The sequence below is a fragment of the Rhodopseudomonas boonkerdii genome (assembly GCF_021184025.1).
GTDB classification, from domain to species: Bacteria; Pseudomonadota; Alphaproteobacteria; order Rhizobiales; family Xanthobacteraceae; genus Tardiphaga; species Tardiphaga boonkerdii.
Map to the genome: position 1 here is coordinate 3430800 of NZ_CP036537.1, position 25815 is coordinate 3456614.

The following is a 25815-nucleotide window of genomic DNA, read 5'->3' on the forward strand; positions in this document are numbered from 1 at the left end:
GAGCGCCGCACATGGCGGCGCTCCGATCAGCGAGACGGACGTATCCGGTCAGTTCTTGAACTTGGCCTGGCCGGACTTGCCGGCCGCGGTCTTGAGGGTGACGGCGACGGACGCGCCCTTGGCGATCTCGCCCTTGGCCTCGGCCTTGAGCGCATTGCCCGAGGCGACGAGCGGGATGGTCTCGCGGTCGCTTCCGGAAGTCAGCATGACCGATCCGGAGAAGCCGCTCGCCGAGACCGGCTTCTTGGACTCGTCGAACACGTTGAACGTCAGCGTCTTGCCGGAAGCGATCATTTCGACTTCCACGCCTGCGACGTCCTCCATCTGGCCGCCGTTCGGCCCCTTCTCGTGGGCGTGCTGGGCCATCGCCGGCGTGGCGAGCAGCAGCGCGGATGCGACGAGCAGGATCTTCTTCATCAGTGGTCTCCTTTAGTAGCGTGGACAGGCATCGCCTCCACATAGGCAGGCGAAGATTCCCGGCGGAACAGGATGTAGAGCGCCGGAAGCACGAGAAGCGTGAGAATGGTGGACGAGATGATGCCGCCGATCACGACGGTGGCCAGCGGACGCTGCACCTCCGCACCGGCGCCGGTCGCGATCGCCATCGGAACGAAGCCGAGCGAAGCCACCAACGCCGTCATCAGGACAGGACGCAGACGGGTCAGCGCGCCTTCGCGGACCGCGTCCATCACCGTCTTTCCTTCAAGACGGAGACGCTCGATGAAGGTGATGATGACGAGGCCGTTCAGCACGGCGACACCCGACAGCGCGATGAAGCCGATGCCCGCGCTGATGGACAGCGGAATGTCCCGCAGCAGCAGCGCGAAGATGCCACCCGTAAGCGCCAGCGGCACGCCGCTGAACACCAGCAAAGCGTCGGCCGCGGACCCAAGGCTGAGGAACAGCAGCAGGAAGATCAGCAGCAGAGCGATCGGGACAACGATGGTCAGACGCTGGGTCGCCGAGACGAGCTGCTCGAACTGACCGCCCCACCCGATCCAGTAGCCCGCGGGCAACTTGACCTTCTGGGCAATCTGCTGCTGCGCGTCGCCGACGAAGGAACCAAGGTCGCGGCCGCGTACATTTGCCGACACCACGATACGGCGCTTGCCGTCCTCGCGGCTGATCTGGTTCGGCCCCGGCGAGACCGAGATCTCGGCCAGCTCAGAAAGAGGGGCGTAGCGCATTTGAGCAAGAGGCGACGTACCGAACACGGCTGGCTGTGCCTTGTTCTGGCTCGGTTGAGCATCGACCGGAGGCAGCGGGATCGGAAGCGCCTTGATCGCCTCGACGTCCGTCCGGAGCTGGTCCGGAAGGCGGACGACGAGATCGAAGCGACGGTCGCCCTCGAACACGAGGCCCGCGGTCTTTCCGCCGACAGCGATCTCCACCAGGTTTTGCACGTCCGAGACACTGATGCCGTAGCGCGCGAGCGCCTTCCGGTTCAGCTTGACGTTTAGCACGGGCAGACCGGACACCTGTTCGGTCTTCACGTCCGCTGCGCCCTGTATGCCCTGCAGGGCCGTCTGAACCTGCCCGGCGATCTGGGCGAGGACATCGAGATCGTCGCCGAAGATCTTGACGCCGACGTCGCTGCGCACGCCCGAGATGAGTTCGTTGAAACGAAGCTGGATCGGCTGTGACAGTTCGTAGAGGCTGCCCGCGACCTCCTCCGACGCCGCCTCGATCTCCTTCATGACTTCGAGCTTCGGCTTCTTCGGGTCCGGCCACTGGTCACGCGGCTTGAGCATGACATAGCCGTCCGAGATCGACGGCGGCATGGGATCCGTCGCCACCTCCGCAGTACCGGTGCGAGCAAAGGCCTCCTTCACTTCCGGGATCTTGTGCAGACGCTCTTCCAGAGCCTTCTGCATCTCCAGCGATTGGGTCAGGCTGGTTCCGGGAATGCGCATCGCTTGGATCGCAACGTCGCCCTCGTCGAGGCTCGGAATGAACTCGCCACCCATCCGCGTAGCGGCGTATCCGCTCACGACGACAAGAGCCACTGCGGCCGCTGCCACCACGACGCGAAGCCGGATCGCGACGTCCAGGAGCGGAACGTAGGTCCGATGCGCAGCGCGCATGAACCAGTTCTCCTTTTCCGAGACCTTGCCCGTCACGAACAGGGCGACCGCGGCCGGTACGAAGGTCATCGACAGGATGCTCGCGCCGAGCAGCGCCATCAGCACGGTCAGCGCCATCGGCGTGAACATCTTTCCTTCCACGCCCGTGAGGGTGAGGACCGGGAGATAGACGACGGCGATGATTAGCGTGCCGAAAAGGCTCGGCTTGATGACTTCCCGCGAGCCTTCGATGATCGTCGCGAACCGTTCGTCGCGCGTCAGCAGACGCCCCTGCTTTGCCTGCTCATGCGCGAGCAGACGCAGGCAGTTCTCGACGATGATGACCGCGCCGTCGATGATGATGCCGAAGTCGATGGCGCCGAGACTCATCAGATTGGCGCTGACCTTGTTCTCGAACATGCCCGTGATCGTGAAGAGCATGGACAGCGGGATGACGAGCGCCGTCGCGAACGCCGCCTTGAAGTTCCCGAGAATGAGGAACAGGATCACGATGACGAGCAACGCGCCTTCGACCAGGTTCTTCTCGACCGTCGCGATGGTCGCGTCGATCAGATGGGTTCGGTCGTAGATCGGGCGGAGCGAAATGCCTTCCGGAAGAGATTTCTGGATCTGCTCGAGCTTCTGTCCGACGCGCTGCGCCACCGTGCGGCCGTTCTCGCCGATCAGAAGCATCGCCGTGCCGAGCACGACCTCCTTGCCGTCGACGGTAGCCGCGCCGGTCCGGAGATCGGTACCTTCCTTGACCTCCGCAACGTCCTGGATGCGAACCGGGACGCCGTTGCGCGAGCCGATGACGATCTCGCTGATCTCCTCGACATTGGCGACCTGCCCAGGCGTGCGAACGAGATACTGTTCACCGTTCTTCTCGATGTAGCCGGCACCGACGTTGTTGTTGTTGTTCGCGAGCGAGGTCATCACGTCGCGGAAGCTGAGCTTGTAGGCCATCAACTTGGCCGGGTCAGGAAGCACATGGAACTGCTTCTCGAAGCCGCCGATGGTGTTGACCTCGTTGACGCCCGCGACGTTCCGGAGCTGCGGCTTGATGATCCAGTCCTGCACGGTCCGCAGGTCGCTCGGGGTGAAGGGCTTGCCTTCGGCGTTCTTCGCGCCTTCCTTCGCCTCGACCGTGTACATGTAGATTTCGCCGAGGCCGGTCGAGACCGGGCCCATGGCCGTTTCGATGCCAGTCGGCAGCGAGTCCTTCACGCGCTGAACGCGTTCGTTGACGAGCTGGCGCGCGAAGTAGATGTCGGTCCCGTCCTTGAACACGACGGTGACCTGGCTGAGGCCATAGCGTGACAGCGAGCGCGTGTTCAGGAGGTTCGGCAGGCCGGCCATTCCCGTTTCGATGGGGAACGTGATGCGCTGCTCGACCTCCAACGGCGAGAACCCCGCCGCATTCGTGTTGATCTGAACCTGGACGTTCGTGATGTCCGGCACCGCGTCGATCGGCAGGCGCGTGAAGTTCCAGACGCCGAACGCGCCCATCATCAGCACGCCGATCATGATCAGCCAGCGCTGATGGACGGAAAACGAGAGAAGCTTGTCGATCATAGTCGAATTCCCGACGTGACGGTCCCCGATGGAGACCAGCAAAGGCTCTGGCGGGCGCGGTCGGACCGCGCGCGAACGGAATTAGTGCTCATGGGACGCCGATCCCTTTCCGAGCTCTGCCTTCACGATGAAGCTGTTCTTCGCGGCATACTTGTCGCCCTCGAGCAGTCCGAAGAGGATCTCGACGTTCTCCGGATCGTGCGCCCCGGTGTCGACGTCGCGCGCCTCGAACTTGTCGCCGTTGCGGACGAAAACGACCTTGCGGTTCTCAACGGTCTGGATTGCCGATGCCCGAACCGCGAGCGGCACTTTCTTTGCCGCCAGGATCAAGCGTGCCGACACGAAGAGCCCGGTCCGCAGGCGCATGTCCGGGTTCGGAACGACCGCGCGCGCCAGCGCGCTCTGGGTGTCGCTGCTGCCCACGGGAGAGATGTAGGACAGCTCCGCCTCGACCGGCGCTCCGCCGTCGCCGACGTCGATCAAGATCTTGTCGCCGATCCGGACACGCGGCAGATTCCGGCGATAGACAGACAGGTCGACCCAGACCGTCGAGATGTCAGCGACGGTGAAGGCAGGCTTCTGCTCGGAGGCATACTCGCCGAGCGAAATCTGCCGATCGATCACGGTGCCCGAGATGGGCGCGCGGATCTCGTAGACGGTCAGGCTCTGGTTGCTCTCGATCTTCGCGAGGAGTTCGCCCTTCTCCACGTTGTCGCCGATGCGCTTCTTGATCTCGCGGACGATGCCCGGAAAGCGTGGCGTCACCTGCACCAGAGATTCCTGGTTGGGCTGAAGAATGCCGTTCAACAACAGCGAGTCACGCAACGTCTCCGGCCCGACTGCAAGGATCTCAATGTTGGAAGATGCGACGCGGGCGTCGTTCATTTCCACGGCGCCCTCCTCGCCATGGCCCTTCTCCTCCTCGCCGGCGCCGCCCTTCTTCTCGCCCTTGGACTTCTCACCCTTGGCGTTCTTCGAAGCCGCAGCGGTCTGCGCGTCGTTCTTACTTGGTGCGTAGGCGTAGACGCCGGCGCCGAGAGCGAAGACCGCGACAGCTCCCACCAGCAACATGATCGGCTTGTTCATCGTACGCTCCCCCGAGCCAATGCGAATGGATTGCCGACGAGCCCCTCGATGGTGGCGACGGCGACATGGAAATTTTGTTGGGCTTCCTGCTCGCGCAGGCGCGCCTGCGCGACGCTGGCTTGTGCATCCAGCACTTCGAGCAGCGTGTAGCGTCCCTGCCCGTAGCCTTCGAAAATCGCGTCGGCCGCGTCCTTCGACTTCGGAATTGCGCTTTCGCGCAGGATCGCGAGTTCGCGCAGCGAACCGGTCAGGGAGTCGTAGGCACGGCCCGCGATCACGACCAACGTGTTGCGGTTGCCCTGACGCTCGGCGGCGGTCTTGGCGAGGCTTTCCTGAGCGGAGAGGATGTTTCCCTGATTCTGATCGAACACCGGGATCGGCACCGACACCGACAGACGGACCGCGCTGTCCCCGGTCTCGTTGTAACGGCGCCAACCGGCGGCGACGGTGACGTCCGGATACGGCTTGAGACGTGCCAGCAGCAGTTCTGCGTTCCGCTGAGCGTAGATCGCCTTCCAGCGGACGAGTTGCGGATTGGCCTCGATCGCTGCCACCACCGACTGGAAGCTCGGCGGCTTGCCGACCGCATCGAGGCGTCCGGAGACCGAACTGAACTTCGGCGCGGTGTCGCCCATCAGGATCGCGAGCTCTCGACGTGCCGTGGCGAGAGACGCCTTGGTACGTTCGAGGTCGGCCTTGACAAGTGCCGATGCCACTTCGGCCCGGCCCGTCTCCGCGATCGAGGAGGCGCCCGCTTCGACGCGCCGCTGCAGCAGCGGCGTGAGTTTGTTGATCGCCTCTACTTGCTCTTCGAGGATGTGAATGCGACGCTGTAGACCGAGGACGCTGACGAAGGCGATCGCCGTCTCCGAAAGCACTTCCAGACGTACGGCCTGGCGGCCGATCCCGGCGGCATCCAGACCGGCCTGACCGGCGGAAATTCGTGCGTCGCGCTTGCCCCAGAGTTCGAACATCTGGCTGACCTGCAGCGTGGACTGTGCCGAGCGCGTTCCGCGGTAGGCTCCGGATCCGAACGAATCGTCCTGTTCGTAGGAGACGTCCGGATTGATCAGCGCGCCAGCCTGGATGCGCTGGCCTCGGGCGATGCCGACGTCACGCTCTGCTGCGGTCAGACGTGGACTGGCGGCGAGCGCGCGCTGCAGCGCCGCCCCCATGGTGAGGGTTTGCGAATGGGCTATCCCCGTCGGCAAAGCGACGAGCAGCACAATCGCGCACGCGACACGCGTGGCGTATTTCGAGAACATGATGAAAGCCTGACGAACGACGGATTCTGGGCGCGATGCGCCCGGCGACTACGTTCAGGTCAGGGATTTGGGGGGCGGAGGATCGATTCCGCGCGGCAGGCTACGGCGCTCCAAGTCGTGCATGACCGCAGGACGGGTGGCGAGCTCGACCGACGACGCGATGACGACCGGCGCCGGCATGGAGACAGAGAAGCAGCCATGGCAATGATGATCGGCCAGGACGCCCTTGTCTGAAGGACCGGGATCCTGATCGGCAAGCGAGACGATGGACGCCCCGCCCGCGTTGGTCACATCCAGTTCGAACAGCCCGTGCATCGCACCGGCGAAGAGATACGACGCCAGCACGACCATGACCAAGGCCTTGCGCGAGAAGCGCAGCGGACCGCGGCGGAAGATGCGGGCGAGAAAGGTCACGAACGTTGTCTCTTTCGAACTATGCGAGGGAAGTACCACGGATCGTCGATTCCTGTCGATCCGCAATAGTATAACAATTTCAATTATACGCAGGTATGTACGGACTATATGTAGGTATCTACCCGCCCGTTGTTACTCCACGATGACTTCGCCACGGATTTCCTTTTCCGCATGTCCCGGAACGAGGCAGGCAAACTCGAACTTGCCGGTATTTATGAACTGCCACTGTAGTTCCACAGTGGAACTCGGCTTCATCACCCGGCCGTTGACCTCATGCCGTTCGAGATCCGGCGAAATCCGCATCGTCTCCGCATGCCCGAGATTCTCCGTCGTCGTTCCCAGAACGAATTCGTGCTTCACGGCGGTATCGTTGCGGATGGAGAACTTCACGACCTGCCCCTGCTTGAACTTCAGTTGTCCCGGCGTGATTTCCAGCTTCCCGTCCTTCTCCGAGTAGACCACCGCGACCGGCGTCGACTTCCACTTGCCCTTCACCGGCTGGCCGGCAGCATAGTTGTAGTGGGCATCGACGGCGGGCCCGCGCGGGGTGGCGGCGGAGAACGTCGTTCCAGCGATCATGGCGGCGGCAACGATAGGGATGCGTAGCAAGATTTGGACTCCCGAGTGATGATTGACCAGACAACCGCGCGTCATACGGCCCTCCCCGACCTGTAGTTCAATGCGGGCCGTTCGACGACCGACCACGAAAAAATCGCCAAAGGCAGCACGCCGACGAACGACAGAAGCGCGAATACCGGCAGCGAAATGCCGGGTACCAGCGTCAGCAGCGCCTGCTGCACGGGCCATCCGTAGATGTAGGTGCCGTACGAGATGTCGTTGCGTTGGGTCCATCGCGTGGCGGTTCCGAAGTCCGCCGCTCCCGCGACGACGGCGACATGCGCCGTGGCGATGATGCAGGTCACTGGCGAAAGCGACGTCCCCGCGAATGCGACGGCGGCGGTCAAGGAGATCGGCATCAGCCACGGCGTCACCGGTAGAAGATCGCGCCCACGATGCGCGAGGACGCCGAGCAGGAAGCAGAGCCCGTAGCGGCTCAGGTGATAGGGCCAGAGCGTGCCTTCAACTGAATGCAAGCCTGGCTGCATGGCCACGATACCCCCGGCGGTCACGACAAGTGACAACATCAGAAACGGCACGGACCTTCGCAGTCCGATTGCTTGAGCGACGCCGAGACCGGCATAGGCCGCCATCTCGTACTTCAGGGTCCACAAAGGCTCGTTGACTGCGAATGCGTACGGCAGATCGTCGAACAGGCCCGGTGGCGCCGGCGCCTGCTGGAAACGCGCCAGCACCGTCACCGGATAGGTCCACGTCTTGATGTCCACGAAATAGCCCGTCAGCGTCGCCGCCGTCAGCAGCGGTCCGGCGATAATCGCGAAAACCAGCCCGTAAACGAACAGCGCCGGTACGATGCGTAGCAACCGTGCGACCGCGAACTGTCGAAGGTCGGGATTTCGATCGAGCGATCGCGAGGCCAGCAGACCTGAAAGTACGAAGAACAGGTTTACGGCGTGCTGACCGAGGGTGAACGGCGTCGCGGAGGACAGCGGCTCCGGCGTGCCGGGACCGTACCTCAGGATGAAGAGATGCGAGACGATCACCGACGCCGCTGCGGCAAGCCGGACGAGATTGAACGAATTCCGGTCCGACTGCAGCCTTTCGGAGAGAACCGCGCCGAACATCGGATTTCAGATCTCCAGGCCGAGGGGACATTTGGATGCGCCCTCCAAGCGGGGGTGTTCGCCGGAGAGCGCCTCCGCCCGGCGTGCAGGACACGACGGACATTCCAGCCGAAGTCACCACAACTACGGTAGGAATTGTGAAAGGAGCAAACGCCTCCGGCCGGGCATGGCCGGAGGCGCCTTGGAGGTTCACGAAGCCTTGACGAGGGGCCCAGCGAACATCTTGCCCGCGAGGAAGGGACTCCAATGCGGGGAAGAATTTCGAAGATCAGAAAGAGCGAAGAATCTGGACCGCGCCGTTGTAGAGGTTCTGATCCTGCGTCTGCAGCACAGTACCGGCCGGCTTGCCGAGCATACCGCCGGCATTGGTCGTGTAGGTACCGTTCAGGTTCTGATCGAGGCGGCTATAGGTGAACTGAGCCGACAAAGTCAGGTTGCGAACAGGCGTCCACGCAGTACGCGTACCGATCTGCGCGAGGGCTAGATCGAAATTACCCGTACCCGCGAAGGTACCCGCGCGCGCCGCCGCAGCAGATGACGAATTGAATCCTGGTCCGCCCGCACCCACGCCTTGGAAGGCAGCCAGCATCTGAGCATTACCGTCGCCGTAGGAGATCTGGCTGTAGTTGCCGAACACCGACGTGCGCCAAGCGGGATTCCAGTAGTGTTCATAGAACGCACTGATCTGCCAGGCTTCGCTCTGGATGATCTGGCCACCCGGAGCGAACACGCCGTCGAGCACGTAGCCGAAACCGACGGTGTCGCCGTTCACCTTATTATAGCGGCCGCCTCCGATGACGTCCGTCGTACCACCGAAGATGTACTTGGCCGCGCCTTTGCCGTACGACGCTTCGAGCTTCAAGCTGTCGCCCGTACCCGTTGGCAGATTCTTGAATTCGACGGCGCCGGTGACAGCGAAGCCATAGCTGTTGTTCGCGTGACCGGTGTTCTCGGTACCAGCATAAAAGCCAGGCGTGATCGTGTGCATCGCCGCACCGAGATGCAAGGTGCCCCAGGCCTGATCGAGGCGAAGATTGCCGACGACGTCCGGCATTTGATTGCCGCCGTACGAATTGCCAAGGAAGCTATTCGAGCTCGAACCGTAGAACGTGCCCGTGAAGGTGCTCGCGCCCGGACCGGTGATGAAGGTGTTGGTGTTCCACAGACCGGCGTTGCGGTACGGAGACGCGTTCTCAAGCGAGATCGTCCCCGAAACGCCGTTTCCGAACGAAGCGGTGTAAGCGATCTGCGCGATGCCGGTGGCATTGAACGAACCTGCATTGAAACCCGATGAGATAAAGGGACGCGACAGCGTCCACTGCGGGTCGAACTGAGAAACCGCCTTACCGAAAGTGAAACCCGCGAACTGGATGAACGCATAGTCGACCTCGGTGTAGCCACCGGCGATCGACTCACGGTTCTGCAGGAAGTCGAACTGGATGTTGGCATATGTACGGACGACACCGTAGTCCGTGGCCGTGCGCGTGTCGGTCGTGAGGTTGATACGCTCACGCGTGGTGTAGTTGTCCTTGGTCCAGAGGTTGTTGCCACCGGCACCGCCCTGCCAGAACGGCGTGTCGTAGGTGCCGCCGTTGAATGCGGTGTCGAGGCGAATTGCGCCTCCGATCTTGATGCAGGTGTCGGTCCCTGGGATGTAGTAGAAACCCGCGCCGTACAGCGAGCATACCTTCACATACTCGACCGCCTTCGCCTTCATCGGCAGATCGGCCGCCTGGGCCACGCTCAGGACGGCCAGGCTGGCCGCAGTCCCCAAGATAGTTGTCTTCAAGACACTCATTTTCATCTCTCCTTGTGCAGCGAGACTTTGCAGGTCAGCCCGCGAACGAGCAGTCCTGTTCAATCGATGCGCCCTACTCGAACGAGCGCTCATCACGCTCAGGCATTCCGCGCATTCGATAAGGAGGTGTCCCCCAAACTCCGCAACGAGATATGAATTCGCTCGCACTGCGAGAGCAACATCGTTTTGATAGTTGAGCGGCTTACAAACTATCTTTCCGTACGGCTGTGAGAAAAGAACAGCGCAGAAAAAGAATGATTTCTTCAAGCAATTCCATCAGACATCAACGCGACATGTAGTTCGTTCCACCCATATGTCCGTGCGATCACTGAACTACTCGCCAGCGGCGACGAGAAGCATTGCGCGCCCCAACCGTCGTCGCATCGTGATCAAACTGTCTGAGAGTTCCTGCAGCGACTGATCTTCCAACTCGCCGCACACATGCGTTTCGATCGCGCTCTTCGCCGAATCGAGAACTCTAAGACGCTGCTTGGCGAGCTCCGTGACGGCGAGCAGGACCAGGCGTTTGTCCTCTGTGGATTGCGAGCGCCGCAAGATCCCTTGCTCCTCGAGAATCTTCGACTGGGCCGACACGAAGGATCCGTCTACGTTCAGCAGCGCGGCGACATCGCGGACCGACACCCCCTCCCCTTCGCCGAGGCCGTCGACCGCCATGATCAGCAGCCATTGCGATCCGGTCACGCCGATACGCCGCCCCAAGAGGTCGGCAATCCGGTTGACGTATACGCCGATCGCCGTCAGGTCCCAGACCATTCGTCGACCGATATCGTCGTCGTTCTGGAGGGCATCTTGCAAGCTTTCCGGCATCCCGTCGAAGAGAGGTCTTGCGGTCTTCATGTGCTGCCCTCCTTGCGGAGGCGCACGCCGCACGCCGAAGTCGCGCTGCGGAGACAGCAATGGCATAACATGGACGGCGAAATTGGAGCGCGGGTCGCTAAGAGGTCGTGCGCATGCGCAGTGTGCGCCGCAGCCTTGAGAGATAGCATGACAAATACCTGATGAAGTCGATCGGAGACGCCAGCGGCGCCTGACGGAATTCGCTCAGACGAATAATTTCGGAGGAGGACTATCTGGACCAGCGACGCTAACGATGTGCAAGACGGTCGTCAGAACGATCATCGGCGCAGGTTCCAAGGCATGCGAGATCTTGGCGATGTTGGGGGCGATCGCACCGGCGCACGTAGGGCAGTGATCGCATGCCGTCAACATCAACTTGTTCTTCTCGGTGCCTCCGTCGGATATGGTGACGACGGTCGACTGAGATACCGAAAAGGTATGCTCGCAGTCGAAATGATGGAGAAGACCGGTCAAAAGATACGCGAACGCGACGAATACCAATACGCCGCGACGCAAAACATGCGTAGCTCTCATCGGATTCGATCGTGTGATTTCAATTCGCATGTGCTTCGCATAACAAAACGATCAGGCAAGGCAAAGTATAAATCGAGTCCTCGGTCGATGCGCGCCCTGCTGTTTAACACGATCATCTGCTGCCATCGCGCATTAGCGCATCGGAATTCAAAGAGTTTTCGCAACATTTGATCGTGAGCGGTATCCACGTCGATCTGCATCATCCTTTTCGAAACAATCTCGGACCATTGAGCGTTCAAGTGCGTCACATTGTCAAAGGAGTGAGTGGATGACAGATTTCGTAGTCGCAGCAGTCGAGCGCGCGGGCGCGATCGGAGTCTTCTTCCTGATGCTCATCGAAAATCTCTTTCCGCCGATACCGTCCGAACTCGTCATGCCGCTCGCCGGGTTCGTCGCATCACGCGGACAACTCGGACTGGCTACCGTCATCGCCGCCGGAATTGCCGGGTCGGTCCTCGGCACGCTCTTCTGGTATGTCGTCGGCCGTTGGCTGGGCGAGACACGCCTGAAGGGCTTTGCGGCCAGACACGGCAGGTGGCTGACCCTCAGTCCTGAAGACATCGACCGCGCCAATTCCTGGTTCGTCCGCCACGGTGCGGCAGCCCTGATACTCGGTCGACTGGTGCCGGGAGTACGGACGCTCATCTCGGTGCCGGCAGGAATCTTCCGCGTGTCGCCGCTCTGTTTTCTACTGCTCTCCACGATCGGTTCGGCGGTCTGGACGGGTGCCCTCGCCTATGCCGGCTTCGTCTTCGGCGCAAACTACGGGAAGATCACCGGCATCGTCGAGCCGATCGGCACCGGCATCTTCATCGTCGCGATCACGATCTACCTGTTTCGCGTCGCCACCTTCAAGGCGCAGACGAACTGAAGCGCTATGCTGACGGCTGCCGATGTTGCAGATACACCATGATGAAATTGGATGATTTCATCCCACGCCTCATGTTTGCAGTGTGCGCCGGCGACAGGACGACGCGCGCCATCGGTACGGCCGTCATCTACATTTCACTCGCGCACATCGCTTGTCGGCCGACGTGTCCCCTCGAACTTCATTCGATCCGGAGCCGAACATGGACTCTCCCCTCTGCGAGGCTTGCGATGTTCCCATGAAGAAGGAAGGTATTCGCCCCCTGCGGCCAGGCTACGACGCTCACGTATACAGGTGTCCGGATTGCGGCCTGCGACGGGAGGTGCCTCGCGACACGCGCTTCGCGAGCGACGAGGAGCGTTAGCGCCTCGTTCGGCTCCGATGCGACGCATCCCGGGTTTCACCTTGCTTTCCTGTCGGTGGCTGTGGTCCGCGCGGCCTGAGCCTTGCGCTCCGTGCATTCGGAGCGCTGCACCTCGTAGCCGGTGCGCCACGGATGCGGCCCCGTCCGATAGACGAGCATCTCGCCTCCGCACTTCTTGCAGACGTCCGTCATCACATGCCCACCCGCCGCGGGGCGGCCACGCACCGGCGCCCTGCCGACATCGCCGCAGGCACCACCACGACTCTCAACTCTCCCCCTCCGCCCGCAGGACTTCGGCGAGCCGCGGCCGCTTGCGGCACAGATAGGTGGTGCGGCGCTGATTGTGACCGATGTTGCGAGCCATCCGTTCGCAGGTGAAGCCGGCACGGTCTAGCACCAGTCGGATCTCCGCCTCGTCGTAGGTCGTCAGACCGAGCTCTTGCCTCAGCTTGCGATAGGGCGAGATGGCGGTCTTCGCCAGGCCGATCACAGCGGCTCCGAAGAACCGCTCCTTCCTCGCGAGGGTCAGGAGCGCGTAGGCGTCGGACACGGCACCGCCTTCTCCGGAGACGATGTCGCCCAGCACCAGCTTGCCGTCCGCCTTGAGGAGACGATCGAAGCTTGCCAAGGTCTTCCGCATCTCGTCCGCCGCCAGGTATTGGGCGACGGAATGCATGACGACGACGTCGAACGAGGCGTCCGGAAAGAGGTCGAGCTCTTCCGGAGCCAACACCATGATCTTCGGATGATTGGGAAACCGACCCTGAAGCTCTTCCCGCACCGAGAATGCGGCATCGCAGAGAATGAGCTGAGCGGCCTTGTCCATCATCTCATGCACCGCAAAATTCTTGCCGCACCCAAAATCCAAGACGGCGCTGCCCTCAGGCAGGTACGCGGCGATATCGCGGGTGACGAGCTGGTCGTGGACGATCTTGTGCCTTTGGTTCACGTAGATGTGGTGGTCGGTGTTCCAGAAGCCGACCCAATCGAGCTTTTGCAAGCGATGTTCCTTTGAGCGATCGTCACCTCCCGACGTTGCGGCGAGGTCGATCCGGTCCGAATGACGAGATGGAAGCTCTGCCCTCGCCGCGGCGCGCACGTGGACGCGCTTGTCGGCGGCTCCCGAAAAGAACGGGACCGGCAGCCTTCATGAATGGTGGGAACGCTGGGGCATCCGCTCCAGCGGCACCATCACGCGCGGAGGAAAGGTCTCGGAGGACGCTCGAAGGAAGGCATGGTGCCGCTGGATGCCGCGCTCACGACCGTCATCGCCGTCGAGAGCGGCGGCGCCGACGGAAGAACGGGTGTCGATGGGGGCAAATGTGATGCGACATGCGAATGATCGGCAGGATCATGACGATCCGCCTGGCCGACATCGTGCTGTACGTGAGACGAGATCGTCACGACGACCTTTTGATCACCGTCCGGATCAGCGGAGATCAGGACCTGAGGCTCGCCTTGAACCGCGGTCAGGCCATGGTGCGAATGGCTTTCGCTCCCGATGGGCGGACGCTGCAGACCGACGATCATCGCGAAGACGAGCGCGATGCGGAGCCATATCTGCAGAGTCGGAATTGACATCGAGTGGCGCAGTGTCCCGTTGGCCGTCACCGACCAGTGTAGCAAATGCGCGGCCAAATAGTGGCGCCACGTCTCGTATCTCATCATTCGCCGTCTCGGTGCGAGATAACCTTGGCGGCGCGGTCGCCCGACTTCGCCTCTCGACGACGGCGGTCCGCCAAAATCTGGCGGCGTCTATGGTCGGTCATTTTGCGCCAGGAACGGATCTCCTCCGTTGTCCGCCAGCATCCGACGCACATGTCCTTTCGCCGGTCGAATTTGCAGACATCCACGCACGGGGATTCGATTGCCATCTTCGGAGCCTGTCGTCGTCTACACGCGACCGTCGAGATAAGAACGCGCCGCGTCCACGGCGGGACGACACGCCGGCGCGGCATCGTCGGCGACCTGTTCCGGAGACCTGCGCTTGAGCCAGAGGTCGACCGCGATGCCGACCGCCCACCGCGGATCGTCCTGGACGCGCCGCACGACGACCGGCAGCGCCGCCGTCGTGCACGACTTCACCTGAGCAATGATCGCGGTCGGAACACGCGCCTTCGCAAGTCGATCTGTGAGTTCGGTCTGCAGCGGATCGAGAACCAGCGCTCGAACGAAAAGATAGATGAGACTCTCAAGCATTTTACACCGGCATCGCGCTCATATGATGCGATCCGACATCACGTGAGCCGCCGATCGCCACGCCAGAGGGGCCCGGACCATCCTCGACCGCTAGATAGGATTCAAAATGGGATCCGTCAAATGAACGTTGGACGTCGCTTGGATCACCTGCATGAATTCACAACGTACGCGCAACGGCCCAACGGTGCTATCGGTCGCCGTCGATCTCGGCGGCCATCAGCGTCTCGAACAACAACTTCAACACCGCCGCTGCCGATACCGAAGCCTTCGCCCGATAACCGTCCGCCTTGAATGCATCGCAGTAGTCGACGATGGAGCGCACCACGATGAATTCGATGTTGTTGGTGTAGGCGGCGTCACGTAGTCCGACCGCCTCCATCTCGATCGCGAGGGCGCCGAATTTGTCGCGGATCGCGTCGCGCACGACCGGATCCTTCAGAAGCGTATCGCCGGCAGCGATCACACCGGTGTGCACGATCGGCCTGTTCCCTTCCCTCCTCGCATCATCCGGGTGGTCGAGGACATTTCCGTCGTGGTCGTGCAGCACGTCGGTATCGGGGTTCGGACCGACTTCGTTTAGCGCGGCCATCGCAGGCGCCACCGCGCCTCTCCAATCGTCAGAGAACCCCGTCGCGTTTTTCGTCAGGGACTCGGCTGCCGAGATCCAAGCGTGGCTTGCCCGCTGCGGATCGTCTCGCGTTTCGATGCTCTTGTCAGCAAGCAGCTTGAAATGATCGTGCTCGACGACCTTCGACGATATCACGACGTCGCCGAGCCGCACATGCCGCTCGCTCTTCTCCGGCATCGGGCATCCGCCCGCGATCCCAACGAATGCAGCGTACCTGACGTCGAACGACCTGAGGAGATTGGACGCCAACACCGCTGCACGAACGTTGCCTTGTCCGGTGACACCGTAGACGATGTTGAAAGGACGGTCGCGGATTTTGACCGTCACCAGTCGGTAAAGATTATTGTCACCCTTGACCTTGTATGGAATGCCCTGACCGAACACGTGCTCGACGGCTTCGCGTTCGATGGACAAGGCCGTGATGATCGCCAGATCGACTTTGAGTTTCGGCGTGGTGGACAACGGCGCGTACCCTTCGAATTGCGTCTGCTCGAACGCGGTTATGAAACGGTGATCCATGCTGAGTTCGCTGAGCGCGTCCGGCGGCGCTTCCTCGATCTCCCGCAGGATGCCGAAATCCATGCAAGCCTTCTGCAGGATGTCGTAACGAATGTCATCTTGCGGACGTTGCGTCGGAAGTCCGGCAGGATTCGACAGGACCACCAGTCCCTGGATCATCGCAGCGGACGGATCCAGGGAGTAGCTGGTGAAATACTCGCGGTTGATGAGGTCGTGCAGACGGTTCACCACGATGATATTCGCAGCCGGCCCGAGGTCGAGCAGTTCGAGCACATGCGGAACGATCCAGGCTTTCTTTCCGAGCCGCTCCTCGACCTCGAGCCACCGCCTTTCGAACACCGGTTCGGTGATACGGCCGGCACAGTGCGCGTGCAGTCCCCTGATCGCCGAGGGCAAGGCCGCCGACCAACCTCGCGCGATATCACCGCCGGCACTCCGCTGTCGACGATGCCACCCGATGTCGTGCGCCTCCGCTGCGAGATAGGCGGCGTGCTGCGGTGACCCGACCGGATACTGCGGCATCTTTTCGAAACGAAACTCCTCGATCGAGGATCCGCTTCCGACCAGAGCGAAGCGCTGAGAGACGAAAGGGCTGTCCAGAAAAGGCTTGAGGACGGTGGCAGCGATCGGACTTTCGTAGAACGACGACGCAGGAACGAGAATCCGGGAGCCCACCATCACGGCGAAGCGCGTCGCCAAATTCATTTCATTCAACGCGCGACGACTCCGGGCGACGGAGCCCCGCTCTTCCAGGAAGTGTACATCGAAGAAATGCAGGAAAATGGGGCGCGGGCGAACGCTCGCCGGCTTTAGAACTGAGGAAACCTGAGTTGCGCCGTCGCGTGCCGACATGACTGTTCGTACATCCGGACAAGCCGAGGTATGTCGCCGTTCAGCGCGATCGCGCCCCAAGCGGTCAATTCGTCGGCGTACTGGGAGGGAATTTCACTTAGGAGGAAGATCTTCTTGCGAGAGGAAAAAGCAACGCTGATCTCGGCGAAGGTGTTCGCGCCGACATACCCGTAAATGCCATTCTTATCGAAATTTGCAACCAGAACGGCGTAGGTTCTGGGATCCTTGATTTTGTTGATGTGCGCGACGGAAACCGCCTTCTTGAAGGCCAGGTAGGATCCGGTATCGTAGAGCTTGAATTCGCCGTCCACATCGTCCGGAACGACGGCCCGAACGTTCAGTGTGTCGAGTTGGTCCTTGATCATGCGGATCTGCGTGGTGAAGGCCATACTACCGCACACGACGACGCGCTTCGCCGCAAAGTGATCTGCGGTCGGTAAGTCGTCATGGCGGAGCGAGACCACGCTCGACATCGAACATCTTTCCGCTGCCCTTGGAGAACAGCCACTCGAATTGGGTCGATCCCTGGAATCGTAACACGAACTCGTCGGGCGCGACCACGCACCACTCAGGGATGTGAACAGGAAGGTCCACAGGATATTCAGAGAAATATACCGGCTGCCGCCGCTGCACGACCCGCCCTATCTCATAGCAGGTCGTCCTCCCGACATATCCGCCAGGCGCGGCCACGTAGACGGCATGTGCCGAAAAGATGCGCTCCAACGTGGAACTCTGGATCTCTTGATCGCTGCTGGACGCATCGTCGGTCGCGAAACGCACGAACTCGACGCCATCGACGATCTCAGATCCCGACGGCGATACGATATCGAAACCCGACGCGGCAAAAGTTTCGAGGACGTCGAGCACGCCTCCGTACCGCTCACGCCTGAAACTGCCAATGATCGCGATTCGCGCAGACATTGTGGCCCCCCTACGCCACGATGTCCGATTCTCGCCTCGCACGCACTTCAGTCTTTCGGCTGCTTGTCCGCAGCGGGTTTGGACGATTTGGACCGAAGCTCGCGCTTCATGGCCATTTCGATCCACTCCCACGATTTCATGCCGCGGACCTCGGCCACTTTCTGCGCGGCATCCAGGACTTCCGGCAGCACGTAGATCAGCGTCGGCACGCGACCATCTCGTCGGACCGATGCCTTTCTGCCGCTCTTTATCGCCTTCGCCATCGTGGACCGATCATCAGTAATCGCGACGGATAGTAGCGATGCGCATCACCGGTCAGAATAGGCATTTGCGATAAAGTTGTTGAATAATCCGACTGCAAAAATTAGATATCTAAATTTGGCTTTTTCCATTGACATAATAGGTTTTTTCTGATCTAAGAACACTCGCCTTCGGGCGCCTCCACCGATACGCTTTCGCGACCATTCGTTGCTCCCTCCCTGGACGATCGCACGCGCATGAAACGCGATCGATCCGTCGCGTCCCCATGTCCCGAACTATGCGAGGATGAATGCAGACGACGAAGCCCTCCCTCTTCATCGGTTACAGCTCCGAGCGTGCCATCCCTGTCAGGTCCCACCTCCACCGCGACTTCCTGGTACAGACGACCTTCGACGGCGCGGTGCGCCGCATCGAATTCCACCCCAGCCTCCGCATCGACGACACCATCCAGCGCATCGATGCGTTGATCGTCGACAGCGACTACGGGCGCCACGCCATCGACCTCGTCGAGGACCGGCCGCCGTGCGATCCGACTGCGGAAGGCCTCATGCACCTCGCTTTCGCGGAGGGATGCACGGGCATCATGACCGTCACCTCCGCCGACATCAGGCGCGAGCCGCGCTTCACATCGGCGCGCGCGGTCTGGCGTCGTCGCGCCGACAATCTGCATGTCGACGACCGCGAAGCCGTGCTCGGCGCCCTCGAACGCGAAGGGCCGCTGCAATTGCGAGCTCTGTCGGGCCTCATCCACACGCGGCGCGGTCTTGAGGCCGTTATCCATACGATGGCCTGCGAGGGGTCCGTCGTGATCGACCTCAGCGAGCCCCTCGACGACCGTGCCGTCGTGCGAGCGGGTATGCGACCAATGGGCAAGTTCGGCCGTCTCGCCTACGGGACCTGACCTCCCGCTCTTTGCGCATCCATCCCCCGGCGGCATCGAAACCTCGCGTGGTCGGGGCCCAACCAGACCCCGCAGTCGTCGGTCATTCGAACCATTCGCTGGCATCAATTTCAGCACAATTCGCTCCGTCGAAGCCACGCCCTCGGAATCAAACCGCGGACGTCCCTGAGAACATGAGATCGACTTGTTGCTCACGGTCGAAGTCTGACGCTTCCGAATATTCCTGACACAGCGACACGGAGCGCTTGATGGCCTACGCATCTCCTCGTCAACGCGAATTTTTCATCGGAGCCAAAACACACGGACAAGCGGTTCCGGTCGAAGGCGTCGTTCGCGACGCCCTCATCCTGCTTTCGCTCGATCCTGACGTGCTCGATATCGGCCACATGAACTCGGTAGAAGTCGATGGCCACAGACACTGGATCGATGCCATCACCGTGACCAGACAGGGCGGCGGCGTTCGCTTGTTCGGGCTCGCCAATCGAAATGACGATCCTCCGCTAAAGCGCATTGCATCGCTCTGCGGCATGGACATCGAGATCGTCGAAGTCGGCCAGGTGACCGCCGAACCGCGCCTTGCGTCGGCGCGCGAGATCTGGTCGCAGCGGCACATACAGATGCCTTGCTCGATGCGTCGCGCCATCGCACGCGCACTGTTCGATGACGGTCCACTGACGTTGCACCAGCTTTGCAGTTACGTGCCCGGTCCACGCGAACCCGAGAGTGCGGTCATGTCGATGCTCTGCTCTGGCGAGATCGAGCTTGCTCGGGCTTTGCAGCCTTCGGACACCTTCGGCGGCGCCACCCTGATCCGGAGCCGCGGATGACTGAGTGGGAGAGCCAGGACGATCTTTCGTTGCCGGTGGTGGAGAGCGGCAGCAAGCCCCTGTTGGCAAAGTCGCCGGACGCCGTGGCACGCCTCGCCGCAGCGGCTATCGAAGCGGTCGTAACGCCCGAATTCACGCGCAGAATCGATCGTGACGACGTCCTCGCAGTCGTCGCGCTCGTCCCCAACGACGAATGGCTTCAGCCGATCACGAAAGCCTGGAAAGCCCGGTTCCGGTCGTGGGTGGTAGTCACACGTGAGCGAAGCGGGTATTCGCGAACTGCGGACAGTGGCGGTAGCGAAGTGGCGCGCGCACTCTCGCTAGGCAAGTCCGTGCTCGGAGTTGCGGAAGAAGCGGACATGCTGCCGCGCGCACTGACGACGAACGCTGACTTCGTCGTCGAGCTCCGGCTCGACGCGTCGATCATACGCCGCGCCATCGAACGCTTCACCAACCGGAAGACGCCGGAGCCGTCCGGCGAATACCGGAAGCTCGACATCTGCGTCGCAGCGTCGGCCTTCCGCCCTTCGTGGTCGCCGCGACAAATCCTCAGACGCATTGACAGCGCGGCGTGCGCGTCCTCGCCCCCTCCTGATGCGAAGGACCTTCAGCGGCTCGAGGACGCACATCAATACGGTGAAGCACAGACGTGGGCGCTCCAGTTGGTCGAACAAGTCGGCGCATGGCGCCGGAACGAGCTCGACTGGTCCGAGGTCCAGAACACCTGCCTGTTCTACGGCCCGCCCGGAACCGGGAAAACCACGCTGGCGCAAATCGTCGCCGCTGCGCTCAAAATCGACAACTTTGTGCCTGGATCGATGGCCGCTTGCTTCTCCGGCGGCAGCTCAGAACTCGGCAAAGCAATGAAGATCGCGCGCGACATCAATCGCACGTCTCCGGAGGCAGTGATCCATTGGGACGAACTGGAGGCGCTTCCGCGGCGAGATCGACTCGACGGACGTGCTCATTCGTATTGGGGCCCATGGGTAACCGGGATGATGTTGGACATAGAGGCAGCGGCCCGCGAGCCCGGGAAAATCATACTGGCCAGCACAAATTACGTCGAGCAAGTCGATCCCGCCCTGCGGCGCCCGGGCCGTTTCGGTCGTAGCATTTACATCGGTCACCCGGACGAGCAAGGCATCGAAGCGATTGCGCGGCATCATCTGCGTGGCGAGCTTCCCGGTGCCAATCTCTCGCAGTTCGCGCTTATCTGCCTCAATCGGACTGCTGCAGAAATCGCGGCGACCGTCAAAGACGCCCGCCGTCTAGCCAGGACCGCTGGCCGGGACTTGACGCTCGATGATCTAATCAATGCTGCGTTGGGCGAGAAGGATGCTGATCCCACCGAGCTCTGGCGGACGTGCATTCACGAAGCGGGGCATGCCGCACTCGGCGTTATTCTCGGCATCGGGGTACTGAAGTCGGTGAAAGCGTCGATGAAGGGCGGATCGAGCGGCACCACCGCGTTCGAGACGACCGCATCGATCGACACCCTCGACGTTATCGAGCGAAGGGTCGTCCTCCTGCTCGCTGGCCGCTCTGCCGAGTGCGTCTTCTTCGGCGAACCCGGGGCTGGCGCATCGGGTTCCGATGACAGCGATCTTGCCAAGGCCACAAAACTTTTGGCACTGGCCCAGATGACGGGCCTCGGTGAAACGATCGTGTACACCGGCAGTGCCGATGATGCCCTCGCCGCGGTCAGGCTCAATCCCGCTCTCCGGGCCAAGGTTGAGCGCCACTTGCGCTATCTCGAACAATCAACGGTCTCGCTGGTTCGCGCTCATAGAGCCCCTATCGAAGATATCGCACGGCAACTTGCCGAGCGTCGTCACCTCACCGGCGACCAAGTTCGCAGCTTGATTTTCACTCACGACACCGAAGGAGGCTGAATGATCCGAGTCACGGTCGAACTTCTACCAGGCGGCTACGACAACATCACCCGACGCACGATCGCGATGATGCATGTCGGCAACATGTCCAACTTGGCTCCTCGAAGCGACTACGACGTCATGTTGATGGAAGCCGCGAACAGCCTGGCCAGTACGCCATCGCGGACAGCAGCATGGACGCTGCGAGATCACGACCGACACCAGTCGGTCTGGATGCTGATCCGGGCGGCGCTCGCGGAATATGAAGGCGCCGATTTCGAGGAGCTATAGCGCAATCGTTCGGCATATCGTGTGGATTCACTTCACACGATATGCCGAACGGCTTTTATTATTGTCGTTTAGCAATCGAGTCCTTGAAAGTCGTCCGCGAGCGATCACCACGAGGTGTGCGTTCGCGTCGAAAACGGCGCCAATCACGCTCCGAAGGGCAAAAAAGATTCGAGAGAATTTTATGAATCGGCATCTTTCTTGTCCGCCAAATACCGCGGCCGAGATGCAACAGAGCCTATGATTCAGCTGGTTCGCGCGATTCCGCCATGCCCGTAATCGCACGTCCAGCAACGCACCAGGCAAATTAGCGCGGCCAAAATTTTGTGTTGCTGCGCATATTCTCGACGATCATGTTGATGACGCCGGCGCAAAAAGCTCGGCCTAGTAGCAACACAGCGCGGCCGAAGAGCAACACGGCCGAAGGAGAGAAGACATGCACAAGTCCAGAAATGCGAAAGCCCAACCACCCTGGCCGGTGGTTGGGCTTTCTTAAGCAATCAAGTGAGCTAGGAAACTCACTCTCTCGACCAACGAGAGAGACACTGCCAGCTCCACGGCAGTGATGCAAGCGCTGTTTCCGCGCCTCTCCTGATTTCACATCCCCATGGTTAGCAATCGCCGGACAACATTGTCCGGCAACGCTACCGGCTTGCCCGACGCATCCAGCGTTGGCCCCGGCGCGTCGGCATCGCCGACGCGCTCCCATCGACATCACCCGAGTAGCAGCGCTTTCCGCGCCACGACGGCGCTCGCGCCAAAACAGGAACAGCGACATGAATACCATTGTGCATCCCGATCCGGCCGCATTCTACACGGCACTGGAATGGGCCGAATACATCACGACGGACGCCTCGAGCGACATTACGGCGATCTCGTCCGCTTACGGATCGTCCGACCACGAACGTGAGATCATCCAGGACGAACTCATGAACTACGCCGGCTGGATGTCGGGCAAGTTCAGCTTCAACCGCAGTGTCGTCATCGATCTCCTGCTTCGCGTCGCCCAGCACGCCTGCGCCGATGCTGGCGCGGGCCGCCTCCACTGACGCCTAAGCGACCGGGGTGCGGAGCATTCCGGTCGACTCTCCTCGAGATCAGGAACATCAAATGACAACTCACGCAGTCTTCAACGGCGTGGGCTTCGCCGCCCACGATCCAGATATTTGGTACCCCGTAGGACAAAGTCTGGGCACCCGCGCCACGGCCTGGCGATCCCGCTTCGCCACGACGGGCTTTCTCGTCGAACCCGATGCCGACGGCAACGATCGCGTCATCAATTTCGAGAGCCGTATCGAAAAATACGCCATCGAAGCTTTGGCAATGGATCCCTCTATCGCGACCGTCATCGAACAGGCTCCTTGCGTCGAGTATTACGACCACAACGGCGAGTGGCACCGTCACACCTTCGACTGCCTCGCGATCGGCACGGACGGCCTTCGCACCGCCGGAGCCATCAAGCACAGCAAGCGCGCGGCGAAGAGCGGCATCTATGAGACTGTCCGGTCTATTGCCGCACAGATCGACCGCTCGATCGCGGATCGGGTCGTGGTGATGACCGAACTCGACTTCTCGTCCGCGGAGCGGGCGAACGCGGAGCTTGTCCATGAAGTGCGACGTCATCCCGTGCCGGCACACGATGCCCTGGTTCGTGGCGTCGTGGCGGAAATCATTGGATCGGTGACCGTCCGCACGATCGCGGATGCATCCGGCCTCCCCGCCGCGGACGGCTTTCGTGCCGTCGTCCGCGCGCTCGCCGACGGCGTGCTTCGCCTCTCCTCCCCGGGCTCTCGCATTGACCACGAAACGCGCGTCCGCCGCGCCTGACCAATCAAGGAAATTACAATGTCAAAAGCCAACGAAGTGATCCGCTACGATCTAGGTCCTCTCGACCGGATCATCATCAACGACATCGCGTCGGGTCTCCGCGAATTCCGCGTCGTATCCGGCGACGATCACGGCTACGTGCTGACCGCTGCATCCGGCCGGGACAATCGCTGTGAGGAATTCAGTCACGCCGACATCCATGCGCTCGTCAAGGCCGACCGCTTCAGTCACGACCCGCGCTGGTACGACGAGAAGAAATCGATGGTTCGCGTCAGGCACGGTAACATCAACCTCTTCGATCTGACGGAGACCGAGCAACGTCAGATCCTCAAACGTCACGAAATCGTCGAGCTGCTGCTCGCCGCGGAGAAGGCCGACAAGAATTTCAAGCGTACCGACGAATATCTCGGCGAGGTGCGCACGATCATCGGCGGCACGCTGCTTCAACGCAATCAGGCCCGCGCAGCGGGCGACAAAAAAGAACGCTGCGACCAGGACTTCACGATGGCCGGAATGCCGTCCACCCGCACGATGCGGCGCTGGCTCCGGATGTACGAAGAATCGGGTTGCGACGTGCTGTCCCTACGGGACGGCCATCATCGCAGCGGCAACAACTATTCCAACCTCGCCCCGACGATCCTTGCCCTCATGGAGAAGCACGCCGCAGGATACGCCGACCGTCGCCGCCCGACGATTCATCGACAATATGAGGCAATGGCCCGCGAACTCCGCGAAATCAACGGTTCCCGCGAGAGCGGTGCGGCGCCTCTCGTCATGCCCAGCCCGACCACCTTCCGAAAAGTCGTGAAATCAATTCCGGCTTTCGACATCCACGCCGGCAGGTTCGGCATCGAGGCCGCCAAGAAGAAATTCGCCATTGTCGGCGCTGGACTGGAAAGCGTGCGCGCTTTCCAGCGCATGCTGGCGGACGGGCACAAAATGCAGATCGTGACGATCTCGGAGGAGAACGGAAAGGAGGTCAAAAAGCGTCTTATGCTGCACTGTGCGATCGATGCCGCCACCCGCTGCGTGACCGCCGTCAAGTTGTCGGAGACCGAAAACAAGAAAACCGCCGTGCCGTTGTTGCGCATGGCGGTTTCGGACAAATCACGTTTTGCCGAGGCGGCCAACTGCAGCAGCACCTGGCCCATGACGGCCCGCCCCGTCTCCGTTCACACCGACAGCGGCAGCGCCTGGATCTCCACCGAGTTCCGCACCGCCGTTGCCAATCTTCGCGCAACCGCCGAGGTCGCAGCGGTAGGCGTCCCCTGGATGCGCTCACACGCCGAGCGTTTTTTCGGCACGCTCGACCGTTGCCTGCTGCCCTCCTTCAGCGGTCGCACCTTCGGCTCGATCCAAGAGAAGGGCGACGATGACCCCACGAAGTCCTGCAGCCTCCTCGACGACGAGTTGGGAAAAGCCATCGTCAGGTACATCGTCGATGTCTACCACCACACACCCCATGCTGGCCTGCTCGGGCTCACGCCCTTCCAAAAGTGGACCGAACTGGTCGATCGGTACGGCGTGCTCCCGCCGCCCGGTAAGCACGAAATCCGCAATATCTTCGGACTGCGTCTCGAGCGCTCGCTTGATCAGCGAGGTATCCGCGTCGCAGGCGTCCACTATCAGTCCCTCAAACTGCAAGAACATCGCCGCATCGTCGGAGATACCACGGTGAACGTCATGTTCGACCCGGAGGACATCGGCGCCGTCAGCGCATGGCTCGGCGATGGGTGGGTCACCGTGCCCGCGGTCCATTACGACACGTTCGCGGGCGTTCACCTCGACGACTGGGTCGAGGCGGCACGCGACCTGCGCCGACGCAATCTGTTGAGCGCCGCACTGACGCAGAACCTCGTCGATGAAGCACTGCGCGACATCGCCGCCTTGGGCAATGCCGCCATCGCCCGCGGCAACATCAACGGCATCACGACGACTGCCGAAGAGCTCGCGCGCGCCGAACGCGAGACCCTGTTCGGCTTCGACATCGCCGATGTCGATGCAATTGCAGAAGGCGGTGTGACCGCCAATCGCGACGAGAACGGCAACCGCGACCGGTTCGCCAACGCCATCGCGGTCAGGGGCGCCCTGTTGGGACCATTTCCTAACGATGCCGCCGAGGGCAACACCACGGCGTCCCCCGTCTCAACCACCCCCAACCGCAAGCCCAACATCAAGCTCGAGGACTAACCT

Annotated in this window: 26 protein-coding genes; 9 read left to right on the forward strand and 17 right to left on the reverse strand. The window is 61.6% G+C overall.

Annotated features, from left to right (window positions below):
- Positions 1 to 48: 48 nt before the first annotated feature.
- From E0H22_RS15690 to E0H22_RS15730, 9 genes are all read right to left on the reverse strand, one after another.
- A complete protein-coding gene (locus E0H22_RS15690) occupies positions 49 to 417 on the reverse strand; it encodes a hypothetical protein (RefSeq protein ID WP_233021943.1) in 369 nt (122 codons plus the stop codon).
- A complete protein-coding gene (locus E0H22_RS15695; protein ID WP_233021944.1) occupies positions 417 to 3638 on the reverse strand; it encodes an efflux RND transporter permease subunit in 3222 nt (1073 codons plus the stop codon). The genes E0H22_RS15690 and E0H22_RS15695 overlap by 1 nt, the downstream gene beginning before the upstream one ends.
- Positions 3639 to 3719: 81 nt before the next feature.
- Complete coding sequence (gene ihpB, locus E0H22_RS15700; RefSeq protein ID WP_233021945.1) at positions 3720 to 4724, reverse strand: divalent metal ion exporter adaptor subunit IhpB; 1005 nt, start codon at positions 4722 to 4724, stop codon at positions 3720 to 3722.
- Complete coding sequence (ihpA, locus tag E0H22_RS15705; RefSeq protein WP_233021946.1) at positions 4721 to 5989, reverse strand: divalent metal ion exporter subunit IhpA; 1269 nt, start codon at positions 5987 to 5989, stop codon at positions 4721 to 4723. The genes ihpB and ihpA overlap by 4 nt, the downstream gene beginning before the upstream one ends.
- Positions 5990 to 6043: 54 nt before the next feature.
- Positions 6044 to 6403 carry a hypothetical protein gene (locus E0H22_RS15710; RefSeq protein WP_233021947.1) on the reverse strand — a complete coding sequence of 120 codons (360 nt, stop codon included), beginning with the start codon at positions 6401 to 6403 and terminating at the stop codon, positions 6044 to 6046.
- Positions 6404 to 6535: 132 nt separating this feature from the next.
- Positions 6536 to 7012, reverse strand: coding sequence for a cupredoxin domain-containing protein (locus E0H22_RS15715; protein ID WP_233021948.1), 477 nt, complete (start codon positions 7010 to 7012; stop codon positions 6536 to 6538).
- Positions 7013 to 7053: 41 nt separating this feature from the next.
- Entirely contained in the window at positions 7054 to 8106 is a 1053-nt protein-coding gene (locus E0H22_RS15720; protein WP_233021949.1) for an acyltransferase family protein, read from the reverse strand.
- Positions 8107 to 8374: 268 nt separating this feature from the next.
- The gene (locus E0H22_RS15725) at positions 8375 to 9904 is read right to left on the reverse strand and encodes a porin (RefSeq protein ID WP_233021950.1); all 1530 of its coding nucleotides are present in this window, start codon (positions 9902 to 9904) and stop codon (positions 8375 to 8377) included.
- A 333-nt stretch (positions 9905 to 10237) separates the two neighbouring features.
- Positions 10238 to 10762: a MarR family winged helix-turn-helix transcriptional regulator gene (locus E0H22_RS15730; RefSeq protein WP_233021951.1), complete on the reverse strand. Its 525-nt coding sequence runs from the start codon at positions 10760 to 10762 to the stop codon at positions 10238 to 10240.
- An 862-nt stretch (positions 10763 to 11624) separates the two neighbouring features.
- Here E0H22_RS15730 and E0H22_RS15735 point away from each other — a divergent pair.
- Positions 11625 to 12167 carry a DedA family protein gene (locus E0H22_RS15735; RefSeq protein WP_233021952.1) on the forward strand — a complete coding sequence of 181 codons (543 nt, stop codon included), beginning with the start codon at positions 11625 to 11627 and terminating at the stop codon, positions 12165 to 12167.
- 397 nt (positions 12168 to 12564) lie between these two features.
- Here the strand turns inward: E0H22_RS15735 and E0H22_RS15740 are convergent, their stop codons facing one another.
- Complete coding sequence (locus tag E0H22_RS15740) at positions 12565 to 12720, reverse strand: hypothetical protein (protein WP_233021953.1); 156 nt, start codon at positions 12718 to 12720, stop codon at positions 12565 to 12567.
- Between the two features lie 73 nt (positions 12721 to 12793).
- Positions 12794 to 13528, reverse strand: coding sequence for a class I SAM-dependent methyltransferase (locus tag E0H22_RS15745; RefSeq protein WP_233021954.1), 735 nt, complete (start codon positions 13526 to 13528; stop codon positions 12794 to 12796).
- A 338-nt stretch (positions 13529 to 13866) separates the two neighbouring features.
- Here E0H22_RS15745 and E0H22_RS15750 point away from each other — a divergent pair, with 338 nt between their 5' ends.
- The gene (locus tag E0H22_RS15750; protein WP_233021955.1) at positions 13867 to 14106 is read left to right on the forward strand and encodes a hypothetical protein; all 240 of its coding nucleotides are present in this window, start codon (positions 13867 to 13869) and stop codon (positions 14104 to 14106) included.
- An 86-nt stretch (positions 14107 to 14192) separates the two neighbouring features.
- Here the strand turns inward: E0H22_RS15750 and E0H22_RS15755 are convergent, their stop codons facing one another.
- The 6 genes from E0H22_RS15755 to E0H22_RS15780 form a co-directional block, all read right to left on the reverse strand.
- Positions 14193 to 14486, reverse strand: a complete 294-nt coding sequence (locus E0H22_RS15755; protein ID WP_347340794.1) for a DUF1289 domain-containing protein — start codon at positions 14484 to 14486, stop codon at positions 14193 to 14195.
- On the reverse strand, positions 14422 to 14727 hold the full coding sequence (locus E0H22_RS15760) for a hypothetical protein (RefSeq protein WP_233021956.1): 306 nt from the start codon (positions 14725 to 14727) through the stop codon (positions 14422 to 14424). The genes E0H22_RS15755 and E0H22_RS15760 overlap by 65 nt, the downstream gene beginning before the upstream one ends.
- 187 nt (positions 14728 to 14914) lie before the next feature.
- Positions 14915 to 16573, reverse strand: a complete 1659-nt coding sequence (locus E0H22_RS15765; protein WP_233021957.1) for a 5'-methylthioadenosine/S-adenosylhomocysteine nucleosidase — start codon at positions 16571 to 16573, stop codon at positions 14915 to 14917.
- A gap of 110 nt (positions 16574 to 16683) precedes the next feature.
- Positions 16684 to 17199, reverse strand: coding sequence for a hypothetical protein (locus E0H22_RS15770; protein WP_233021958.1), 516 nt, complete (start codon positions 17197 to 17199; stop codon positions 16684 to 16686).
- Positions 17171 to 17593 carry a hypothetical protein gene (locus E0H22_RS15775; RefSeq protein WP_233021959.1) on the reverse strand — a complete coding sequence of 141 codons (423 nt, stop codon included), beginning with the start codon at positions 17591 to 17593 and terminating at the stop codon, positions 17171 to 17173. The genes E0H22_RS15770 and E0H22_RS15775 overlap by 29 nt, the downstream gene beginning before the upstream one ends.
- A 101-nt stretch (positions 17594 to 17694) precedes the next feature.
- Complete coding sequence (locus E0H22_RS15780; protein WP_233021960.1) at positions 17695 to 17856, reverse strand: hypothetical protein; 162 nt, start codon at positions 17854 to 17856, stop codon at positions 17695 to 17697.
- Positions 17857 to 18197: 341 nt separating this feature from the next.
- Between E0H22_RS15780 and E0H22_RS15785 the strand changes: the two genes are divergently transcribed.
- The 7 genes from E0H22_RS15785 to E0H22_RS15815 all read left to right on the forward strand — a co-directional run bounded on the left by E0H22_RS15785 (position 18198) and on the right by E0H22_RS15815 (position 25812).
- Positions 18198 to 18809: a hypothetical protein gene (locus tag E0H22_RS15785; RefSeq protein WP_233021961.1), complete on the forward strand. Its 612-nt coding sequence runs from the start codon at positions 18198 to 18200 to the stop codon at positions 18807 to 18809.
- Positions 18810 to 19057: 248 nt separating this feature from the next.
- A complete protein-coding gene (locus E0H22_RS15790; protein ID WP_233021962.1) occupies positions 19058 to 19636 on the forward strand; it encodes a hypothetical protein in 579 nt (192 codons plus the stop codon).
- Positions 19633 to 21528, forward strand: coding sequence for an AAA family ATPase (locus tag E0H22_RS15795; protein ID WP_233021963.1), 1896 nt, complete (start codon positions 19633 to 19635; stop codon positions 21526 to 21528). The genes E0H22_RS15790 and E0H22_RS15795 overlap by 4 nt, the downstream gene beginning before the upstream one ends.
- Positions 21529 to 21798 (forward strand): hypothetical protein, encoded by a 270-nt coding sequence (locus E0H22_RS15800; protein ID WP_233021964.1) that lies wholly within the window; start codon positions 21529 to 21531, stop codon positions 21796 to 21798.
- A gap of 773 nt (positions 21799 to 22571) precedes the next feature.
- Positions 22572 to 22844 (forward strand): hypothetical protein, encoded by a 273-nt coding sequence (locus E0H22_RS15805; RefSeq protein WP_233021965.1) that lies wholly within the window; start codon positions 22572 to 22574, stop codon positions 22842 to 22844.
- Between the two features lie 16 nt (positions 22845 to 22860).
- Positions 22861 to 23622: a hypothetical protein gene (locus E0H22_RS15810; RefSeq protein ID WP_233021966.1), complete on the forward strand. Its 762-nt coding sequence runs from the start codon at positions 22861 to 22863 to the stop codon at positions 23620 to 23622.
- An 18-nt stretch (positions 23623 to 23640) separates the two neighbouring features.
- Entirely contained in the window at positions 23641 to 25812 is a 2172-nt protein-coding gene (locus E0H22_RS15815; protein ID WP_233021967.1) for a Mu transposase C-terminal domain-containing protein, read from the forward strand.
- Positions 25813 to 25815 lie beyond the last annotated feature (3 nt).

Bases quoted from the DNA above. Each gene is read 5' to 3' on its own strand.
- E0H22_RS15690 (WP_233021943.1), bottom strand. From the start codon at position 417: ATGAAGAAGATCCTGCTCGTCGCATCCGCGCTGCTGCTCGCCACGCCG.
- E0H22_RS15695 (WP_233021944.1), bottom strand. From the start codon at position 3,638: ATGATCGACAAGCTTCTCTCGTTTTCCGTCCATCAGCGCTGGCTGATC.
- ihpB (WP_233021945.1), bottom strand. From the start codon at position 4,724: ATGAACAAGCCGATCATGTTGCTGGTGGGAGCTGTCGCGGTCTTCGCT.
- ihpA (WP_233021946.1), bottom strand. From the start codon at position 5,989: ATGTTCTCGAAATACGCCACGCGTGTCGCGTGCGCGATTGTGCTGCTC.
- E0H22_RS15720 (WP_233021949.1), bottom strand. From the start codon at position 8,106: ATGTTCGGCGCGGTTCTCTCCGAAAGGCTGCAGTCGGACCGGAATTCG.
- E0H22_RS15725 (WP_233021950.1), bottom strand. From the start codon at position 9,904: ATGAGTGTCTTGAAGACAACTATCTTGGGGACTGCGGCCAGCCTGGCC.
- E0H22_RS15730 (WP_233021951.1), bottom strand. From the start codon at position 10,762: ATGAAGACCGCAAGACCTCTCTTCGACGGGATGCCGGAAAGCTTGCAA.
- E0H22_RS15735 (WP_233021952.1), top strand. From the start codon at position 11,625: ATGCTCATCGAAAATCTCTTTCCGCCGATACCGTCCGAACTCGTCATG.
- E0H22_RS15740 (WP_233021953.1), bottom strand. From the start codon at position 12,720: ATGACGGACGTCTGCAAGAAGTGCGGAGGCGAGATGCTCGTCTATCGG.
- E0H22_RS15750 (WP_233021955.1), top strand. From the start codon at position 13,867: ATGATCGGCAGGATCATGACGATCCGCCTGGCCGACATCGTGCTGTAC.
- E0H22_RS15755 (WP_347340794.1), bottom strand. From the start codon at position 14,486: ATGCCGCGCCGGCGTGTCGTCCCGCCGTGGACGCGGCGCGTTCTTATC.
- E0H22_RS15760 (WP_233021956.1), bottom strand. From the start codon at position 14,727: ATGCTTGAGAGTCTCATCTATCTTTTCGTTCGAGCGCTGGTTCTCGAT.
- E0H22_RS15770 (WP_233021958.1), bottom strand. From the start codon at position 17,199: ATGTCGAGCGTGGTCTCGCTCCGCCATGACGACTTACCGACCGCAGAT.
- E0H22_RS15785 (WP_233021961.1), top strand. From the start codon at position 18,198: ATGCAGACGACGAAGCCCTCCCTCTTCATCGGTTACAGCTCCGAGCGT.
- E0H22_RS15790 (WP_233021962.1), top strand. From the start codon at position 19,058: ATGGCCTACGCATCTCCTCGTCAACGCGAATTTTTCATCGGAGCCAAA.
- E0H22_RS15795 (WP_233021963.1), top strand. From the start codon at position 19,633: ATGACTGAGTGGGAGAGCCAGGACGATCTTTCGTTGCCGGTGGTGGAG.
- E0H22_RS15800 (WP_233021964.1), top strand. From the start codon at position 21,529: ATGATCCGAGTCACGGTCGAACTTCTACCAGGCGGCTACGACAACATC.
- E0H22_RS15805 (WP_233021965.1), top strand. From the start codon at position 22,572: ATGAATACCATTGTGCATCCCGATCCGGCCGCATTCTACACGGCACTG.
- E0H22_RS15815 (WP_233021967.1), top strand. From the start codon at position 23,641: ATGTCAAAAGCCAACGAAGTGATCCGCTACGATCTAGGTCCTCTCGAC.